Annotated in this window: 10 protein-coding genes; 8 read left to right on the top strand and 2 right to left on the bottom strand. The window is 71.1% G+C overall.

All coding sequences use genetic code 11. From position 1 onward, the window contains the following. Positions 1 to 256: 256 nt before the first annotated feature. The gene (locus ACFWXC_RS07105; RefSeq protein WP_384474336.1) at positions 257 to 2,923 is read right to left on the bottom strand and encodes an FAD/NAD(P)-binding protein; all 2,667 of its coding nucleotides are present in this window, start codon (positions 2,921 to 2,923) and stop codon (positions 257 to 259) included. A 319-nt stretch (positions 2,924 to 3,242) separates the two neighbouring features. On the opposite strand from ACFWXC_RS07105, the gene ACFWXC_RS07100 reads away from it, so the two are divergent. Then, on the top strand, positions 3,243 to 4,490 hold the full coding sequence (locus tag ACFWXC_RS07100) for an Ig-like domain-containing protein (RefSeq protein ID WP_384474333.1): 1,248 nt from the start codon (positions 3,243 to 3,245) through the stop codon (positions 4,488 to 4,490). A gap of 180 nt (positions 4,491 to 4,670) precedes the next feature. Continuing rightward, entirely contained in the window at positions 4,671 to 6,080 is a 1,410-nt protein-coding gene (locus ACFWXC_RS07095) for a glycoside hydrolase family 16 protein (protein WP_384474330.1), read from the top strand. A 51-nt stretch (positions 6,081 to 6,131) separates the two neighbouring features. Here ACFWXC_RS07095 and ACFWXC_RS07090 read toward each other — a convergent pair whose 3' ends face one another. Then, the gene (locus ACFWXC_RS07090; RefSeq protein WP_351730680.1) at positions 6,132 to 7,028 is read right to left on the bottom strand and encodes an AraC family transcriptional regulator; all 897 of its coding nucleotides are present in this window, start codon (positions 7,026 to 7,028) and stop codon (positions 6,132 to 6,134) included. Between the two features lie 145 nt (positions 7,029 to 7,173). On the opposite strand from ACFWXC_RS07090, the gene tkt reads away from it, so the two are divergent. The 6 genes from tkt to gnd are packed head-to-tail and all read left to right on the top strand — an operon-like array spanning position 7,174 to position 15,447. Next, a complete protein-coding gene (tkt, locus tag ACFWXC_RS07085) occupies positions 7,174 to 9,252 on the top strand; it encodes a transketolase (protein WP_384474325.1) in 2,079 nt (692 codons plus the stop codon). A gap of 32 nt (positions 9,253 to 9,284) precedes the next feature. Beyond that, entirely contained in the window at positions 9,285 to 10,427 is a 1,143-nt protein-coding gene (gene tal, locus ACFWXC_RS07080; protein ID WP_384474322.1) for a transaldolase, read from the top strand. Further along, a complete protein-coding gene (gene zwf, locus ACFWXC_RS07075) occupies positions 10,427 to 11,995 on the top strand; it encodes a glucose-6-phosphate dehydrogenase (RefSeq protein ID WP_384474319.1) in 1,569 nt (522 codons plus the stop codon). Before tal ends, zwf begins: the two co-directional genes overlap by 1 nt. Further along, positions 11,992 to 12,927 (top strand): glucose-6-phosphate dehydrogenase assembly protein OpcA, encoded by a 936-nt coding sequence (gene opcA / locus ACFWXC_RS07070; protein WP_384474316.1) that lies wholly within the window; start codon positions 11,992 to 11,994, stop codon positions 12,925 to 12,927. The genes zwf and opcA overlap by 4 nt, the downstream gene beginning before the upstream one ends. Next, entirely contained in the window at positions 12,920 to 14,560 is a 1,641-nt protein-coding gene (gene pgi / locus ACFWXC_RS07065) for a glucose-6-phosphate isomerase (RefSeq protein ID WP_384474313.1), read from the top strand. The genes opcA and pgi overlap by 8 nt, the downstream gene beginning before the upstream one ends. A 5-nt stretch (positions 14,561 to 14,565) precedes the next feature. Further along, a complete protein-coding gene (gene gnd / locus ACFWXC_RS07060; protein WP_384474310.1) occupies positions 14,566 to 15,447 on the top strand; it encodes a phosphogluconate dehydrogenase (NAD(+)-dependent, decarboxylating) in 882 nt (293 codons plus the stop codon). Positions 15,448 to 15,450: the final 3 nt, after the last annotated feature.

The raw sequence follows: 15,450 nt of genomic DNA, 5'->3' as shown, positions 1-15,450 counted from the left end.
GACGGCGGTGCGTGCTGCTGGACCGATGGTGACGGCGACCATCCGTCCAGGACCATGCACACGCTGTGAACGCTCTGTTTCGACTCGTGAGAGGGAATCCCGGGGTCGGAGGTTCCCCTTTCACGGCCTCAGAATGATCACAGACGGACCCGGCGTCCTCTCGTCCGGGGATGCGGAGCCGCATCCGGGCAAAACGCACCGGTCCCCGCCCTGCCGGGTGTCCGGCGGGGACGGGGACCGGGTCCGAGCCGTCGGCTCAGGCGGGCAGTGCCGCGCGCAACCGCCGGTCGCGGGGCGCCGGTTTGCGGTCGAGGCGGGCGTCCAGGAGGCGCCGGGCGGCGTCGCAGCGGCCGCCCGCGACCAGGGCGTACAGCAAGGTCTCCTCCACGACCTCCCGTTGGGCCGCGCTGCCGCCGACCCTGCGCAGCACCGGCAGCAGGGCGTCGAGCCCCCGGGCCGCCTCGTGGAAGCGCTCCTCTACGAGTTCGGCGAACGCCTCGCACAGCGGCGCGATCACCTCCCGCTGCACCGGGTCGGCGGCCGCCGCGTGGTCGCGCAGCCTGCGCAGCGCGGGCAGGTCGCCGGCGGCGGTGAGGGCGACGGCCGCGTGCAGCGCGGTGAACGCGGTCGCCGGCCGCTCCAGCACCTCCCGGGCCACCGAGCCCAGGACGTCCGCCGCCGGCAGGTACCCGTCCCAGCTGTCGCTGAGCCGGGCCCGCCACAGCAGCGAACCGGAGTCCACCAGCGCCCGCATCCCGCGCACCCGGCCCGGCGCGAGCTGGGCGAACCAGCGGCGGCGGACCGCGGCCGGGTCGTCGAGGGCGAGTTCGTGCAGGGCGATGTGCCAGGAGAAGTGCGCCCGGTGCACCGCGCCCCGCCCGCGCCCGGAGACCCAGCCGTCGAGCCAGTCCCGGCCCGCCTCGTGCGCCCCGGACTCGTAGTGGACGTGCGCCAGGGCGTGCACCGCGTGCCCGGACGCGGGCTCGTCGGCCAGCGCGCGGTGGGCCAGCTCCCCCGCCTCGTGCAGCCGGCCCTGCTCCTGGCGCAGGAAGGCCAGCAGCGAGGTGTGGAACCAGTGCCCGTCGTACGCGGGCGAGGTCAGGTCGAGCAGCCGCAGGGCGTCGTCGTCCTGCAGGTCGCTCACCCCGGAGAACGCGATGGTGGGCACGGCCGCCGCGAGCGCCAGCGCGTCCCCCGGGTGCTCCCGCAGATGCCGTACGAGCGCCTCGTCCCCGTCGTCACCGCTCACCCGGCGGGTGACCACGTCCACGAAGGACCGCTCGCGTTCGTCGGCACGCTCGCGGGCCGAGCGCTGGGCGTCGGCGAGGGCGCGGGGCACGTCGACGGCGGCGGCGCACTCGTGCCCCAGCAGGGCCAGGGCCGCGTGGCCGAGCGCGAAGCCGGGGTCGAGGGCGACCGCGCGGGCGAACGCGTCCTCGGCGCCGGAGCGCACCTTGAGGACCCGGTCGAGACCGCCGCGGTAGGCGGCGGCCGCCTCGGCGTGCGTGGACAGGGGCAGCCCGTGGCCGTCGACGGGACGCCGGGACGCCCGCCTGCGCCCGGGCAGCGGCAGCAGCCGCTGGGCCAGCTCGGCGGCCTGGACGCGGATCTCGGGGATCGCCGTGGTCTCCCACAGCTCGCCCCGGCGCGGAGCACCGAGCGTGAACAGGGGCACCGCGGCGCGGCCCTGGGCGTCGAGGAGCCGTCCGTCGTGGGTGGCGGCGCCCATGCCCAGCGGTCCGGGAACGGCGAGGCCGGCGGTGAACAGGGCCTGCCACAACGGTGTGTCGAGACGGCGGCCGGGTCCGGTGCAGTCGACCACCCAGCCGGCCTCCACCACATGGCCGTTGGACAGCTCGACGGCGAGACCGCCGGATTCGGCGGCCGTGACGCGGGCGACCGTGCCGGTGTGGACGTGCAGGCGGCGCGCGGTGCGGGCGCGGGAGACGTGTTCGGCGGTGGCGGGGGCCATCCGGTGGCGGTGGGTGTTCCACAGGGCGCCCTCGCGGGCCAGGAACTCCTCCCGCTCCTGCGGGGAGAGACTGCGCCACAGCCGTGCGGTGTGCGGGCGCAGGCTGTCCAGGCCCGGGCGCCAGTCGCCGTGGGTGCGCACCGAGCGGCTCACATGGCGGTAGACGGCGCGGCGCAGTCGGCCCAGCGAGGTGTCGTCGAGGCCCTCCGGGGCGGGCATGGCGCCGGCCGGGCCGAGGGCGTGCGGCTGGGGCAGCAGCCCGCTGCGGGACAGGGCGTGCACGGTACGGCCGGGGCGGTCGAGGGTGAGGGCGAGATCGACGGCGGTCAGGCCGGTGCCGACCAGCAGGACGTCCTCGGGGCTGTCCCGTACGGGATCCAGGGCACCCGGCGCCCACGGGGTGCCGACGAATCGGTCCGAGGCGCGCAGGGCGGGCGGGGCCCAGCCGGCGGTGGTCCCGGCGGGGCCGGTGGCCAGGACCGCGCTGTCCGCCACCAGGGGTTCCCCGTCGGCGAGGTGGAGTTCCACCCGGCCGTCGGCGGTGCCGGTACAGGACTCCGCGCGGGTGCGCATGCGGCGGACCGCGACCGTGCCGTGCGCGCGGACGAGGGCCTGGCCGAGGGTGTCGGCGAGGTAGGCGCCGTAGCGGTAGCGGGTGGCGAAGTCGGCGCCGGTGACGGCGGGTTCGCCGTGCCGGCACAGCCAGCGGAGGAAGTGCCCGGGGTCGTCCGGGTAGGCGCTCATGTTGCCGGCGGGCACGTTGAGGCGGTGCCGGGGGTCGTGGGTGGCGTAGGCGGTGCCCCGGCCCGCCTCCGGGGCCGGGTCGATCAGGACGAGGTCGAGAGGGGTCCGGCGGCGGTGCGCCGTCTCGCAGAGCTGGACGGCGGTGAGGGTGCCCGCCGCTCCGGCTCCCACGATGGCCACGCTCTGCCGCTTGCGGACGTCGGTCACGGATTACCTCCGGCGAGGGATCGGCGGACTGCTTCCTCACTGTTCCGAACTATTCCGATCGGACAGGTGGGAAAGCCATCCCGGGAGGGGGATCTCACCGGAAAATCAGGCCGCCGGTCGGGCGTTCATACTCTGTTCACGAACGGAGGCGGGGACAACCGGGGTTCCGGTCGACTCGTTCCGCCTCCGCGAGGCGACGCCCGCGGACGCCCGGCGCTCCTCATCGGAATCTCAGGGATCATCCCCGCCATTCAAAGGAACCACCCATACAACCGGCGCAGGATGCCCTGACACAGGTGGACAGTCAGGAAGGCGTGTCGTGGGCGTCCAGCACATATCGAACGGGTCCGGTCGGCAGTCGCAGAGGTGGACCCGGCGCGGGCTCCTCGCCGCTCTCGGCGCGGTGCCCGCGGGGGCCGCACTGGCCGGATGCGGTTCCTCCGCGGACGCCTCGGCCGCCACCGCCGGCAAGGGCGCGACGGCCTCGGTCAAGTCCGCGACCAAGAAGGCGACGATCACGGTCACCCCGGTCTCCGGCACCAGGAAGGCCGACTTCACCAGCCCGGTCGAGGTCACGGTGACCGACGGCACGCTGGCCTCCGTGACCGTCGCGGGCAACGACGGCTCGGCGCTGTCGGGCACCTTCGACGACGCGAAGACGAAGTGGACGTCGGCGAAGAACCCGTACTCCGGCACGAAGTACACGGTGACGGCGAAGGCGCAGGGCGCGACCGACGAGACGGTGGCCACCTTCACCACGAAGTCCCCGGGTGAGACCTTCCTCGGCTACTTCACGCCGGAGGCGGACTCCACGTCCGGTGTCGGCATGCCGGTGTCGATCAACTTCACGCACGCGGTCGCGGACCGGGCGGCGGTCCAGAAGGCGATCACGGTGACGGCCGAGCCGGAGGTCGAGATCGTCGGGCACTGGTTCAGCGACACCCGGCTCGACTTCCGCCCGGAGACCTACTGGGCGGCCGGCACCAAGATCACCCTCGGTCTGCGGCTCAAGGACGTCGAGGGGACGGACGGTGTCTACGGCACGCAGTCGAAGGACGTCACCTTCCACATCGGCCGGGAGCAGATCTCCACGGTCGACCTGTCGGCCAAGCAGATGGTGGTCAGGCGGGACGGCGCCACGTACGCCAGCTACCCGGTCTCGGGCGGCGACTCCGACCACACCACCTGGTCCGGGATCATGGTGATCAGCGAGCGGTTCAAGCAGACCCGGATGGAGTCCTCCACGGTCGGCCTCGGCGACGAGTACGACATCTCCGACGTCCCGCACGCCCAGCGCCTGACCACCTCCGGCACCTTCGTGCACGGCAACTACTGGGCGTCCACCTCGGTGTTCGGCAGCCAGAACACCAGTCACGGCTGTGTCGGCCTGCACGACGCCAAGGGCGCGAGCGACTCCTCGGTGGCCGGCTACAAGTTCTACGAGAGCTCGATGCTCGGCGACGTGGTGATCGTCAAGAACTCCGGCGAGAAGACCGTCGAGGCCTCCAACGGCCTCAACGGCTGGAACCTGTCCTGGTCGGACTGGAAGGCCGGCAGCGCGGTCTGACCCCTGGGCGCCTTCACCGCCTGAACTCCCCCGGGAATCAAGGAGATTCTTTGTTTTAACTCTTGACGACCGCAGGCACGGAGAGCACATTGGGCCCACTTTGAGAGCGCTCTCAGCAACGCCTCCCGGCGCTCTCGAAGGCATCCCGCGCACCCCCACTCCGTACCCGAGAGGCACCCCATGAGTGAAACCTCCGGTATACCCCCTGCGCACCACAGACGACGGCGCTCCTTCCGCCGTGCCCTCGTCGCCGTACTCGCCACGATCGGTCTGGCGGCCGTCGCCGCCACGACCGCGACCCTCCCCGCCAGCGCCTCGGCACCCGGTGTGCCGTCCGGCTGGAGCCAGGTCTTCCTCGACGACTTCAACGGCACCGCCGGCACCGGCGTCTCCACCTCCAACTGGCAGTACGACACCGGGACCTCCTACCCCGGCGGCCCCGCCAACTGGGGCACCGGCGAGGTCGAGACGATGACCTCCAGCACCGCCAACGTCGCCCTCGACGGCAGCGGCAACCTGAAGATCACCCCGGTCCGCGACGCGTCCGGCAACTGGACGTCGGGCCGGATCGAGACCACCCGCACCGACTTCCAGCCCCCGGCCGGCGGCAAGCTGCGCGTCGAGGCCCGGATCCAGATGCCGAACGTTACCGGCAACGCCGCCCTCGGCTACTGGCCGGCGTTCTGGATGCTGGGCGCGCCCTACCGGGGCAACTACCAGAACTGGCCGGGCGTCGGCGAGCTGGACATCATGGAGAACGTCCAGGGTCTGAACACTGTCTGGGCGACCATGCACTGCGGCACCAGCCCCGGCGGCCCCTGCAACGAGACCACCGGCATCGGCAACTCCACCGCCTGCCCCAACACCACCTGCCAGTCCGGCTTCCACACCTACACGATGGAGTGGGACCGCTCGGTGAGCCCCGAGGCGATCCGCTTCTCCGTGGACGGCGTCAACTACCAGACGGTGACGGCCAGTCAGGTGGACGCCACCACCTGGGCGAACGCCACCAACCACGGCTTCTTCGTGATCCTGAACGTGGCGATGGGCGGCGGCTTCCCGGCCGCGTTCGGCGGCGGCCCGACCAGCGCCACCGAGTCCGGCCACCCGATGGTCGTCGACTACGTCCAGGTGCTCCAGTCCAGTGGGAGCGGTACCACCACCCCGCCGACCGGCAACCGGGACGCCTACAGCGCGATCCAGGCCGAGTCGTACGACAGCCAGTCCGGCGTCACCACCGAGACCACCACCGACACCGGCGGCGGCCAGGACATCGGGTACGTCGCCAACGGCGACTGGGCCCTGTACAAGGGCGTCAACTTCGGGTCCACGGCGGCCACCCAGTTCTACGCGAGGGTGGCGAGCGGCGCGGCCTCCGGCGTGAGCGGCCTGGTCCAGGTACGCCTGGACAGCCCGTCCAACGCCCCCGTCGGCAGCTTCTCCGTCGGCAACACCGGCGGCTGGCAGACCTGGACGACGGTCCCGGCCAACATCAGCGCGGTGACCGGCACCCACGACGTCTACCTGACCTTCAGCAGCGGCCAGCCGGCGGACTTCGTGAACGTGAACTGGTTCGACTTCGGGCACTGACACGGGAGTCGAGCACGCGGCGCCGGAGTTCTCTCCGGCGCCGTCGCCGTGTCAGCGCAGCTCCGCCCGGAACGCCACCGGCGTCTGGCCCGTGTGCAGGTGGAAGAACTTGGAGAAGTTCGCCGCGTCCGGGAAGCCGATCGCCGCGCCCACCCGGCCGATCGGGAGGTCGGTGTGGGCCAGCAGGCGTTTGGCCTCCAGGACGACCCGCTTGTCGATGAATCCCTTCGGGGTCTCCCCGGTGGCGGCGCGGACCGCGCGGACCAGGGTGCGGCGGGAGTAGCCGAGGGCGTCGGCGTAGGCGCTGACACTGTGGTTGGTGGCGAAGTCCTCCTCCACCGCGTCCCTGAAAAGGGTGAAAGTCGTATCGGCCTGGCGGCGGGCCGCCTCCGCCGAGCTGGCCGCGAGATGCGCGAGCCGCAGCAGGAGCGCCGTGAGCGAGTGCCGCAGGACCGAGGTGTGCAGGCTCAGGGGGAGGGTCGCGGTGTCCTCGTACTCGCGTTGCAGGTTGGCGAGCGACGCCCGCAACGCGGTGAGCTGCGGTGCGTCGGGGCGGAGCAGAGGCGGCAGGTCGTAGCGGTAGAGGCCGGTCGCCTCCACGATCGCCCTCGGCAGGAAGCCGGGCTGCATGGTCAGGACGCTTCCGCGGTACTCGCAGGTCCGCGAGAAGCGGTGCACCTGCCCGGGCCGGATCCACAGCAGGTCACCGGCTTGTGCCTGGTACTCGGCGAAGTCGATCATGTGGCGGACCGGGCCCTCGGTGAAGAGCATGACCACGTGGAAGTCGATGCGGTGGACGCGTTCCAGGGGGGCATCGGCGTGCCACATGCGCTCGGTCCCCATCGGGCCGACCTGTATGCCGACACCGCCGACGCTCAGATCCACCGGGAAGGGGAAGGTTCTGATTCCGTCACCGTCGCCTGCCCCTTCGGGCGTTCTGTCCGCCATGTCCTTCTCGTGCCGTCCCTGTCGAAGATCCGTGTCCCACTTTCACCACAGGCTGACACACTCCAACCTTCCCTCCCAAAAGTCAGACTTTTAGTTTTGAACGCGTCAGGCCAGCCAGAACGCTTCTAACGAGGACTTCTTGAAGATGAGCACGCAGACATCAGACGGCTTCGAGTGGACCGACCTGGACCGGCGTGCCGTGGACACCGCGCGCCTGCTCGCGGCCGACGCCGTGCAGCAGGTCGGCAACGGGCACCCCGGCACCGCGATGAGCCTGGCCCCGGCCGCGTACACGATCTTCCAGAAGGCGATGCGGCACGACCCGGCCGACCCGGAGTGGACCGGCCGGGACCGTTTCGTCCTCTCCCCCGGGCACACCTCGCTCACCCTCTACACCCAGCTGTTCCTCGCCGGGTACGAGCTGGAGCTGGACGACCTCAAGGCCTTCCGGACGCACGGCTCCAAGACGCCCGGTCACCCGGAGTACGGCCACACGGCCGGTGTCGAGACCACCACCGGCCCGCTCGGCCAGGGTGTCGCCAACGCCGTCGGCATGGCGATGGCCGCCCGCTACGAGCGCGGCCTCTTCGACCCGGAGGCCCCCGAGGGCACCTCCCCCTTCGACCACACGATCTGGGCGATCGTCTCCGACGGCGACCTGGAGGAGGGCGTCTCCGCCGAGGCCTCCTCGATGGCCGGCCACCAGAAGCTCGGCAACCTGGTCTTCCTCTACGACGACAACCACATCTCCATCGAGGGCGACACCGCGACCGCCTTCTCGGAGGACGTGCTGGGGCGGTACGCGGCCTACGGCTGGCACACCCAGCGCATCGAGCCGACCACCGAGGGTGACGTCGATGTTCACGCCCTGTACGCGGCCCTGAAGGCGGCGCAGGCGGAGACCGGGCGGCCGTCGATCATCGCGATGCGCACGATCATCGCCTGGCCCGCGCCGAACGCGCGGAACACCGAGGCCTCCCACGGCTCCGCGCTCGGCGCCGACGAGGTCGCCGCCACCAAGCGCGTCCTCGGCTTCGACCCGGAGCGGACCTTCGAGGTCGCCGACGAGGTGCTGGCCCACACCCGCCGGGCGCTCGACCGGGGCGCCGAGGCGCACGCCGCCTGGGACAAGCGCATCGCCGAGTGGCGCACCGCCCGGCCGGAGCAGGCGCAGCTCTTCGACCGGGTCGTCGCCGGTCAGCTCCCCGAGGGCTGGGAGTCCGAGATCCCCGTCTTCGAGGAGGGCACGTCCGTCGCCACCCGGGCCGCCTCCGGCAAGGTCCTCCAGGCGCTCGGCCCGGTGCTGCCCGAGCTGTGGGGCGGCTCCGCCGACCTCGCCGGCTCCAACAACACCACCATCGACAAGACGTCCTCCTTCCTGCCGAAGGGCAACCCGCTGCCCGAGGCCGACCCGTACGGCCGTACCGTCCACTTCGGGATCCGCGAGTTCTCGATGGCCGCCGAGATGAACGGCATCGCGCTGCACGGCAACACCCGGATCTACGGCGGCACCTTCCTGGTGTTCTCCGACTACATGCGCAACGCCGTCCGCATGGCCGCGCTCATGCAGCTCCCGGTGACCTACGTCTGGACCCATGACTCCATCGGTCTCGGCGAGGACGGCCCCACCCACCAGCCGGTCGAGCACCTTGCCTCGCTGCGCGCCATCCCGGGCCTGAACGTCGTCCGCCCGGCCGACGCCAACGAGACCGCGACGGCCTGGGCCGAGATCCTGAAGAGGCACGCCACGCACCCCGCCCCGCACGGGCTCGCGCTGACCCGGCAGGGCGTGCCGACGTACGCGCCGAACCCGGACGCGGCCAAGGGCGGCTACGTACTGCGCGAGTCGTCGACCGAGACCCCGGAGGTGATCGTCATCGCCACCGGTTCCGAGGTGCACCTCGCCGTCGGGGCGCGGGACCTCCTGGAGGCCGAGGGGATCGGCACCCGGGTGGTGTCGATGCCGTCCGTGGAGTGGTTCGAGGAGCAGCCGCGCGAGTACCGCGAGAGCGTCCTGCCGCCGGCCGTGAAGGCGCGGGTCGCCGTCGAGGCCGGGATCGGCCTGACCTGGTACCGGTTCGTCGGCGACGCCGGCCGGATCGTCTCCCTGGAGCACTTCGGCGCCTCCGCCGACGCCAAGACCCTGTTCGCCGAGTTCGGCTTCACCGCCGAGCACGTGGCCGCCGCGGCCCGCGAGTCGCGTGCCGCCGCCCGTACCGCCTGATCCACCAGCCAGAAACAGTTCAGTAGAGGAAGATGATCACTGTGACCGAAGCAACCGCCACCGCGGGAGCACTCAAGCGTCTCTCCGACGAGGGCGTCTCGATCTGGCTGGACGACCTGTCGCGCAAGCGGATCAGCACCGGCAACCTGGCCGGGCTCGTCGCGGACCGGAACGTCGTGGGCGTGACCACGAACCCGTCGATCTTCCAGGCCGCCATCGGCTCCGGCGAGGGGTACGAGGAGCAACTCGCCGACCTGGCCGTGCGGGGCGTCACGGTCGAGGAGGCCGTGCGGATGATGACCACGCAGGACGTGCGGGCCGCCGCCGACGTGCTGCGCCCGGTGTACGACGCCACGGACGGCCGGGACGGCCGGGTCTCCATCGAGGTCGACCCCCGGCTGGCCCACGAGACGACGGCCACGGTCGCCGAGGCCAAGCAGCTCGCCTGGCTGGTGGACCGCCCCAACGTGATGATCAAGATCCCGGCCACCAGGGCGGGCCTGCCGGCGATCACCGAGGTGATCGGCCTCGGCATCAGCGTCAACGTCACGCTGATCTTCTCCCTCGAGCGCTACCGCGAGGTCATGGCCGCCTACCTGGCCGGCCTGGAGCAGGCCGCCGCCAAGGGCCTGGACCTCTCCACGATCCACTCGGTGGCCTCCTTCTTCGTCTCCCGCGTCGACGCCGAGATCGACAAGCGGCTGACGGTCCTCGGCACCGACGAGGCGCTCGCTCTCAAGGGCCGGGCGGCGCTGGCGAACGCGCGACTCGCGTACGAGGCCTACGAGGAGGTCTTCGGCGGCGGGCGCTGGACCGCGCTGGCCGGTGCCAGGGCCAACAAGCAGCGCCCGCTGTGGGCCTCCACCGGCGTGAAGGACCCGGCGTACAAGGACACCCTCTACGTCGACGAGCTGGTCGCGCCCGGCACGGTCAACACCATGCCGGAGGCGACGCTGAACGCCACCGCCGACCACGGCGACGTCCGCGGTGACACGGTGACCGGCGGCTACGCCCAGGCCCGCGCCGACCTGGCGGCCGTCGAGCGGCTCGGCATCTCCTACGACGAGGTCGTGGGCAAGCTGGAGGACGAGGGCGTCGCCAAGTTCGAGGTGGCCTGGCAGGAGCTGCTGGACGCCGTCACGAAGTCCTTGAACAGCAAGGGAGTTGACGCGTGATGAGCAAGAAGGAAAAGGAGGTGCGGGTGCCGGTGGTGCCCGCCGCCGACTGGGACAACCCGTTGCGGGACGCCGGCGACCGGCGGCTGCCGATGGTCGCCGGGCCGTCCGGCCTGGTCATCTTCGGGGTGACCGGTGACCTGTCCCGCAAGAAGCTGATGCCGGCCGTCTACGACCTGGCCAACCGGGGTCTGCTGCCGCCGGGCTTCTCGCTCGTCGGCTTCGCCCGCCGGGACTGGGAGGACCAGGACTTCGCCCAGGTCGTCCACGACGCGGTGCGCGAGCACGCCCGGACCCCGTTCCGCGAGGAGGTCTGGCAGCAGCTCGCCGAGGGCATGCGCTTCATCCCCGGCGACTTCGACGACGACACGGCGTTCAAGCAGCTGAAGACCGCCGTCGACGAGCTGGACGGCTCCCGGGGCACCGGCGGCAACTTCGCCTTCTACCTCTCGGTGCCGCCGAAGTTCTTCCCGAAGGTCGTGCAGCAGCTGAAGAAGGTCGGCCTGGCCACCCCGCCGGCCGGGTCCTGGCGGCGGGCGGTCATCGAGAAGCCGTTCGGCCACGACCTGGAGTCGGCGCAGGACCTCAACCGGGTCGTGCACGACGTGTTCGACCCGGACCAGGTGTTCCGCATCGACCACTACCTGGGCAAGGAGACCGTCCAGAACATCCTGGCGCTGCGCTTCGCCAACCAGATGTACGAGCCGATCTGGAACCGCTCCTACGTCGACCATGTGCAGATCACCATGGCCGAGGACATCGGCATCGGCGGCCGGGCGGGGTACTACGACGGCATCGGGTCGGCCCGTGACGTCATCCAGAACCACCTGCTCCAGCTGATGGCGCTGACCGCCATGGAGGAGCCGATCGCGTTCGACGCGGACGCGCTGCTCACCGAGAAGCTGAAGGTCCTGAAGTCGGTGCGGCTCCCGGAGGACCTGGGCAGGCACACCGTGCGGGGCCAGTACGCCGAGGGCTGGCAGGGCGGCGAGAAGGTGATCGGCTACCTCCAGGAGGACGGTATCGACCGCAAGTCGAAGACCGACACCTACGCCGCGGTCAAGGTCGAGATCGACAACCGCCGCTGGGCGGGCGTCCCCTTCTACCTGCGCACCGGCAAGCGGCTCGGCCGCCGCGTCACCGAGATCGCCGTGGTCTTCCAGCGGGCCCCGCACTCCCCCTTCGACTCGACGGCCACCGAGGAACTCGGCGCGAACGCGATCGTCATCCGCGTCCAGCCCGACGAGGGCATGACCGTCCGGTTCGGCTCCAAGGTGCCGGGCACGTCCATGGAGATCCGGGACGTGACGATGGACTTCGCGTACGGCGAGTCGTTCACGGAGTCCAGCCCCGAGGCGTACGAGCGGCTCATCCTGGATGTGCTGCTCGGTGACGCCAATTTGTTCCCCCGTCACCAGGAAGTGGAAGAGTCCTGGAAGATCCTCGACCCGATCGAGACGTACTGGGCGAAGCATGGCAAGCCCGCGCAGTACGAGTCGGGCAGCTGGGGACCGAAGGAAGCCGACGAGATGCTCGCACGAGACGGACGGAGCTGGCGCAGGCCATGAAGATCGACCTGACCGACACCACGGCAAGCAAGATCAACAAGGCGCTGGTGCAGGGTCGCCGCGCCATCGGAACCCCTGCGGTGGGCATGGTCCTGACGATGGTGATCGTCACGGACGAGGAGAACGCCTACGACTCGATCAAGGCGGCCGAGGAGGCCTCGCACGAGCACCCCTCGCGCACCCTGGTCGTCATCAAGCGGCATGTGCGCACCCTGCGCGACCGCACCTCCTCCCGCCTGGACGCGGAGGTCCGGGTCGGCTCCGAGGCCGGCACCGGCGAGACGGTCGTGCTGCGGACGTACGGCGACGTCTCCGACCACGCCGACTCGGTGGTGCTCCCGCTGCTGCTGCCGGACGCCCCCGTGGTCGTGTGGTGGCCGGTGGAGGCCCCGGACAACCCGTCCAAGGACCCGCTCGGCGCCCTCGCCCAGCGCCGGATCACCGACCTGTACGCCGTCGAGCGGCCGATGGAGGTCCTGGAGGCCCGTGGCCGCAACTACGCGCCCGGCGACACCGACCTCGCCTGGACCCGGCTCACCCTGTGGCGGTCCATGCTGGCGGCCGCCCTCGACCAGGCCCGGGTCGCCGTGACCTCGGCGGCCGTCGAGGCCGAGGCGGACAACCCCAGCGCCGAACTCCTCGCCCGCTGGCTGGAGGCCCGCCTGGCCGTCAAGGTGGACCGCGTGGTCTCCCCCGGCCCGGTCGTCACGAAGGTACGGCTCGGCACCGCGACCGGCGAGATCGTCATCGACCGCCCCGAGGGCCCGCTGGCCACCCTGACCCTGCCGGGCCAGCCGCCGCGCACCCTCGCGCTGAAGGTCCGGCCCACCTCCGAACTGATCGCCGAGGAGCTGCGCCGCCTCGACGCCGACGAGATGTACGCCATCGCCCTGCGCGGCGAGGGCACCAAGGAGACCGCTTCCGATGTCTGACACCCCCCGGCTCACCCGGCGGCCCGAGTGGGCCGCCCTGGAGGACCACCGCGCCCAGGGACTGCCGGTCCTGCGTGAGCTGTTCGCGACGGACCCGGCACGCGCCGAGCGGTACGTCGTACGCGTCGGCGACCTGTACATCGACTACAGCAAGCACCTGATCACGGACGAGACCCTCGCCCTGCTCCAGGAACTGGCCACCGCCGCCGACGTCTTCGGCCTGCGGGACGCGATGTTCCGCGGCGAGAAGATCAACATCACCGAGCGGCGGGCGGTCCTGCACACCGCCCTGCGCGCCCCGCGCGGCGCGGTGGTCGAGGTCGACGGCGAGAACGTCGTACCGCAGGTGCACGCGGTCCTGGACAAGATGAGCGGCTTCGCCGGCCGCGTCCGCTCCGGCGAGTGGACCGGCCACACCGGCAAGCGCATCAGGAACGTCGTCAACATCGGCATCGGCGGCTCCGACCTGGGCCCGGCGATGGCCTACGAGGCCCTGCGGGCCTTCACGGCCCGGGAGTTGACGTTCCGTTTCGTCTCCAACGTGGACGGCGCCGACCTCCACGAGGCGACCCGGGACCTGGACCCGGCGGAGACCCTGTTCATCGTCGCCTCGAAGACGTTCACGACGATCGAGACGATCACCAACGCGACCTCGGCGCGCACGTGGCTGCTGGACGGTCTCGACGGTGACGAGAAGGCCGTCGCCCGGCACTTCGTGGCCCTGTCCACGAACGGCGAGAAGGTCACGGACTTCGGTATCGACCCGGACAACATGTTCGAGTTCTGGGACTGGGTCGGCGGCCGCTACTCCTACGACTCCGCCATCGGCCTCTCGCTGATGATCGCGATCGGCCCGGACCGCTTCCGCGAGATGCTCGACGGCTTCCACCTGGTCGACGAGCACTTCCGCACCGCCCCCGCCGAGGCGAACGCGCCCCTGCTGCTCGGCCTGCTGGGGATCTGGTACGGCAACTTCTCCGACGCCCAGTCGCACGCGGTGCTGCCGTACTCGCACTACCTCTCCAAGTTCACGGCCTACCTCCAGCAGCTGGACATGGAGTCCAACGGCAAGTCGGTGGACCGGGACGGCCGTCCGGTGGACTGGCAGACGGGTCCCGTGGTGTGGGGCACGCCCGGCACCAACGGGCAGCACGCCTACTACCAGTTGATCCACCAGGGCACGAAGCTGATCCCGGCGGACTTCATCGGCTTCGCCGAGCCGGTCGCCGAGCTGAGCGGTGAACTCAAGGCGCAGCACGACCTGCTGATGGCGAACTTCTTCGCCCAGACCCAGGCCCTGGCCTTCGGCAAGACGGCGGAGGAGGTCCGCGCGGAGGGCGTCGCGGAGGAGCAGGTCACCCACCGCACCTTCCAGGGCAACCACCCGACCACGACGATCCTGGCCCGTGAACTGACCCCGTCCGTGCTCGGCCAGCTGATCGCGCTGTACGAGCACAAGGTGTTCGTCCAGGGTGCCGTCTGGAACATCGACTCCTTCGACCAGTGGGGCGTGGAGCTCGGCAAGGTCCTCGCCAAGCGCATCGAGCCCGCCCTGACCGAGGGCGCGGACGTCCCCGGCCTCGATCCGTCCACCAGCGCTCTCGTCTCGACGTACCGCACGCTTAGGAAGTGAATGACATGCAGCTCGGACTCATCGGTCTCGGCAAGATGGGCGGCAACATGCGCGAGCGGATCCGCCGCGCGGGCCACACCGTCATCGGCTACGACCGCAACCCCGACGTCTCCGACGTCAAGAGCCTTGCGGAGCTGGTCGACAAGCTCGACGCGCCACGCACGATCTGGGTGATGGTCCCGGCCGGCACCGCCACCCAGTCCGTCGTCGACGAGCTCAAGGACCTGCTGTCCGAGGGCGACACGGTGGTCGACGGCGGCAACTCCCGCTGGACGGACGACGAGAAGCACGCCGCCGAGTTGGGCATCAAGGGCATCGGCTTCGTCGACGCCGGTGTCTCCGGCGGGGTGTGGGGCCTGCAGAACGGGTACGCCCTGATGGTCGGCGGCGACAAGCACCACGTCGAGCGGCTCCACCCGATCTTCGAGGCGCTCAAGCCGGAGGGCCCGTACGGCTATGTCCACGCGGGCCGCGTCGGCGCCGGGCACTTCTCCAAGATGGTCCACAACGGCATCGAGTACGCCATGATGCAGGCGTATGCGGAGGGCTGGGAGCTTCTTGAGAAGGTCAAGTCGGTGGACAACGTCCGCGAGGTCTTCCGCTCCTGGCAGGACGGCACCGTCATCCGCTCCTGGCTGCTCGACCTCGCGGTCAACGCCCTGGAGGACGACGAGCACCTGGACAAGCTGAAGGGCTTCGCGCAGGACTCCGGCGAGGGCCGCTGGACCGTCGAGGCGGCCATCGACAACGCGGTGCCGCTCCCGGCGATCACCGCCTCCCTGTTCGCGCGGTTCGCGTCCCGCCAGGACGACTCCCCGCAGATGAAGATGATCGCGGCCCTGCGCAACCAGTTCGGCGGCCACGCGGTCGAGTCCGCGAAGGAGTGACCG

Origin of the sequence: Streptomyces sp. NPDC058683 (assembly GCF_042716195.1) — a bacterium.
In the GTDB taxonomy this organism is placed as follows: domain Bacteria; phylum Actinomycetota; class Actinomycetes; order Streptomycetales; family Streptomycetaceae; genus Streptomyces.
The sequence above is the reverse complement of the archived record's forward strand: the minus strand, read 5'-3'. Positions and strand labels throughout refer to the sequence as shown.

Coding starts and splice junctions, on each gene's coding strand:
- ACFWXC_RS07090 (WP_351730680.1), bottom strand. CDS start 7,028: ATGGCGGACAGAACGCCCGAAGGGGCAGGCGACGGTGACGGAATCAGA.
- tkt (WP_384474325.1), top strand. CDS start 7,174: ATGAGCACGCAGACATCAGACGGCTTCGAGTGGACCGACCTGGACCGG.
- gnd (WP_384474310.1), top strand. CDS start 14,566: ATGCAGCTCGGACTCATCGGTCTCGGCAAGATGGGCGGCAACATGCGC.
- tal (WP_384474322.1), top strand. CDS start 9,285: ATGATCACTGTGACCGAAGCAACCGCCACCGCGGGAGCACTCAAGCGT.
- zwf (WP_384474319.1), top strand. CDS start 10,427: ATGAGCAAGAAGGAAAAGGAGGTGCGGGTGCCGGTGGTGCCCGCCGCC.
- pgi (WP_384474313.1), top strand. CDS start 12,920: ATGTCTGACACCCCCCGGCTCACCCGGCGGCCCGAGTGGGCCGCCCTG.
- ACFWXC_RS07095 (WP_384474330.1), top strand. CDS start 4,671: ATGAGTGAAACCTCCGGTATACCCCCTGCGCACCACAGACGACGGCGC.
- opcA (WP_384474316.1), top strand. CDS start 11,992: ATGAAGATCGACCTGACCGACACCACGGCAAGCAAGATCAACAAGGCG.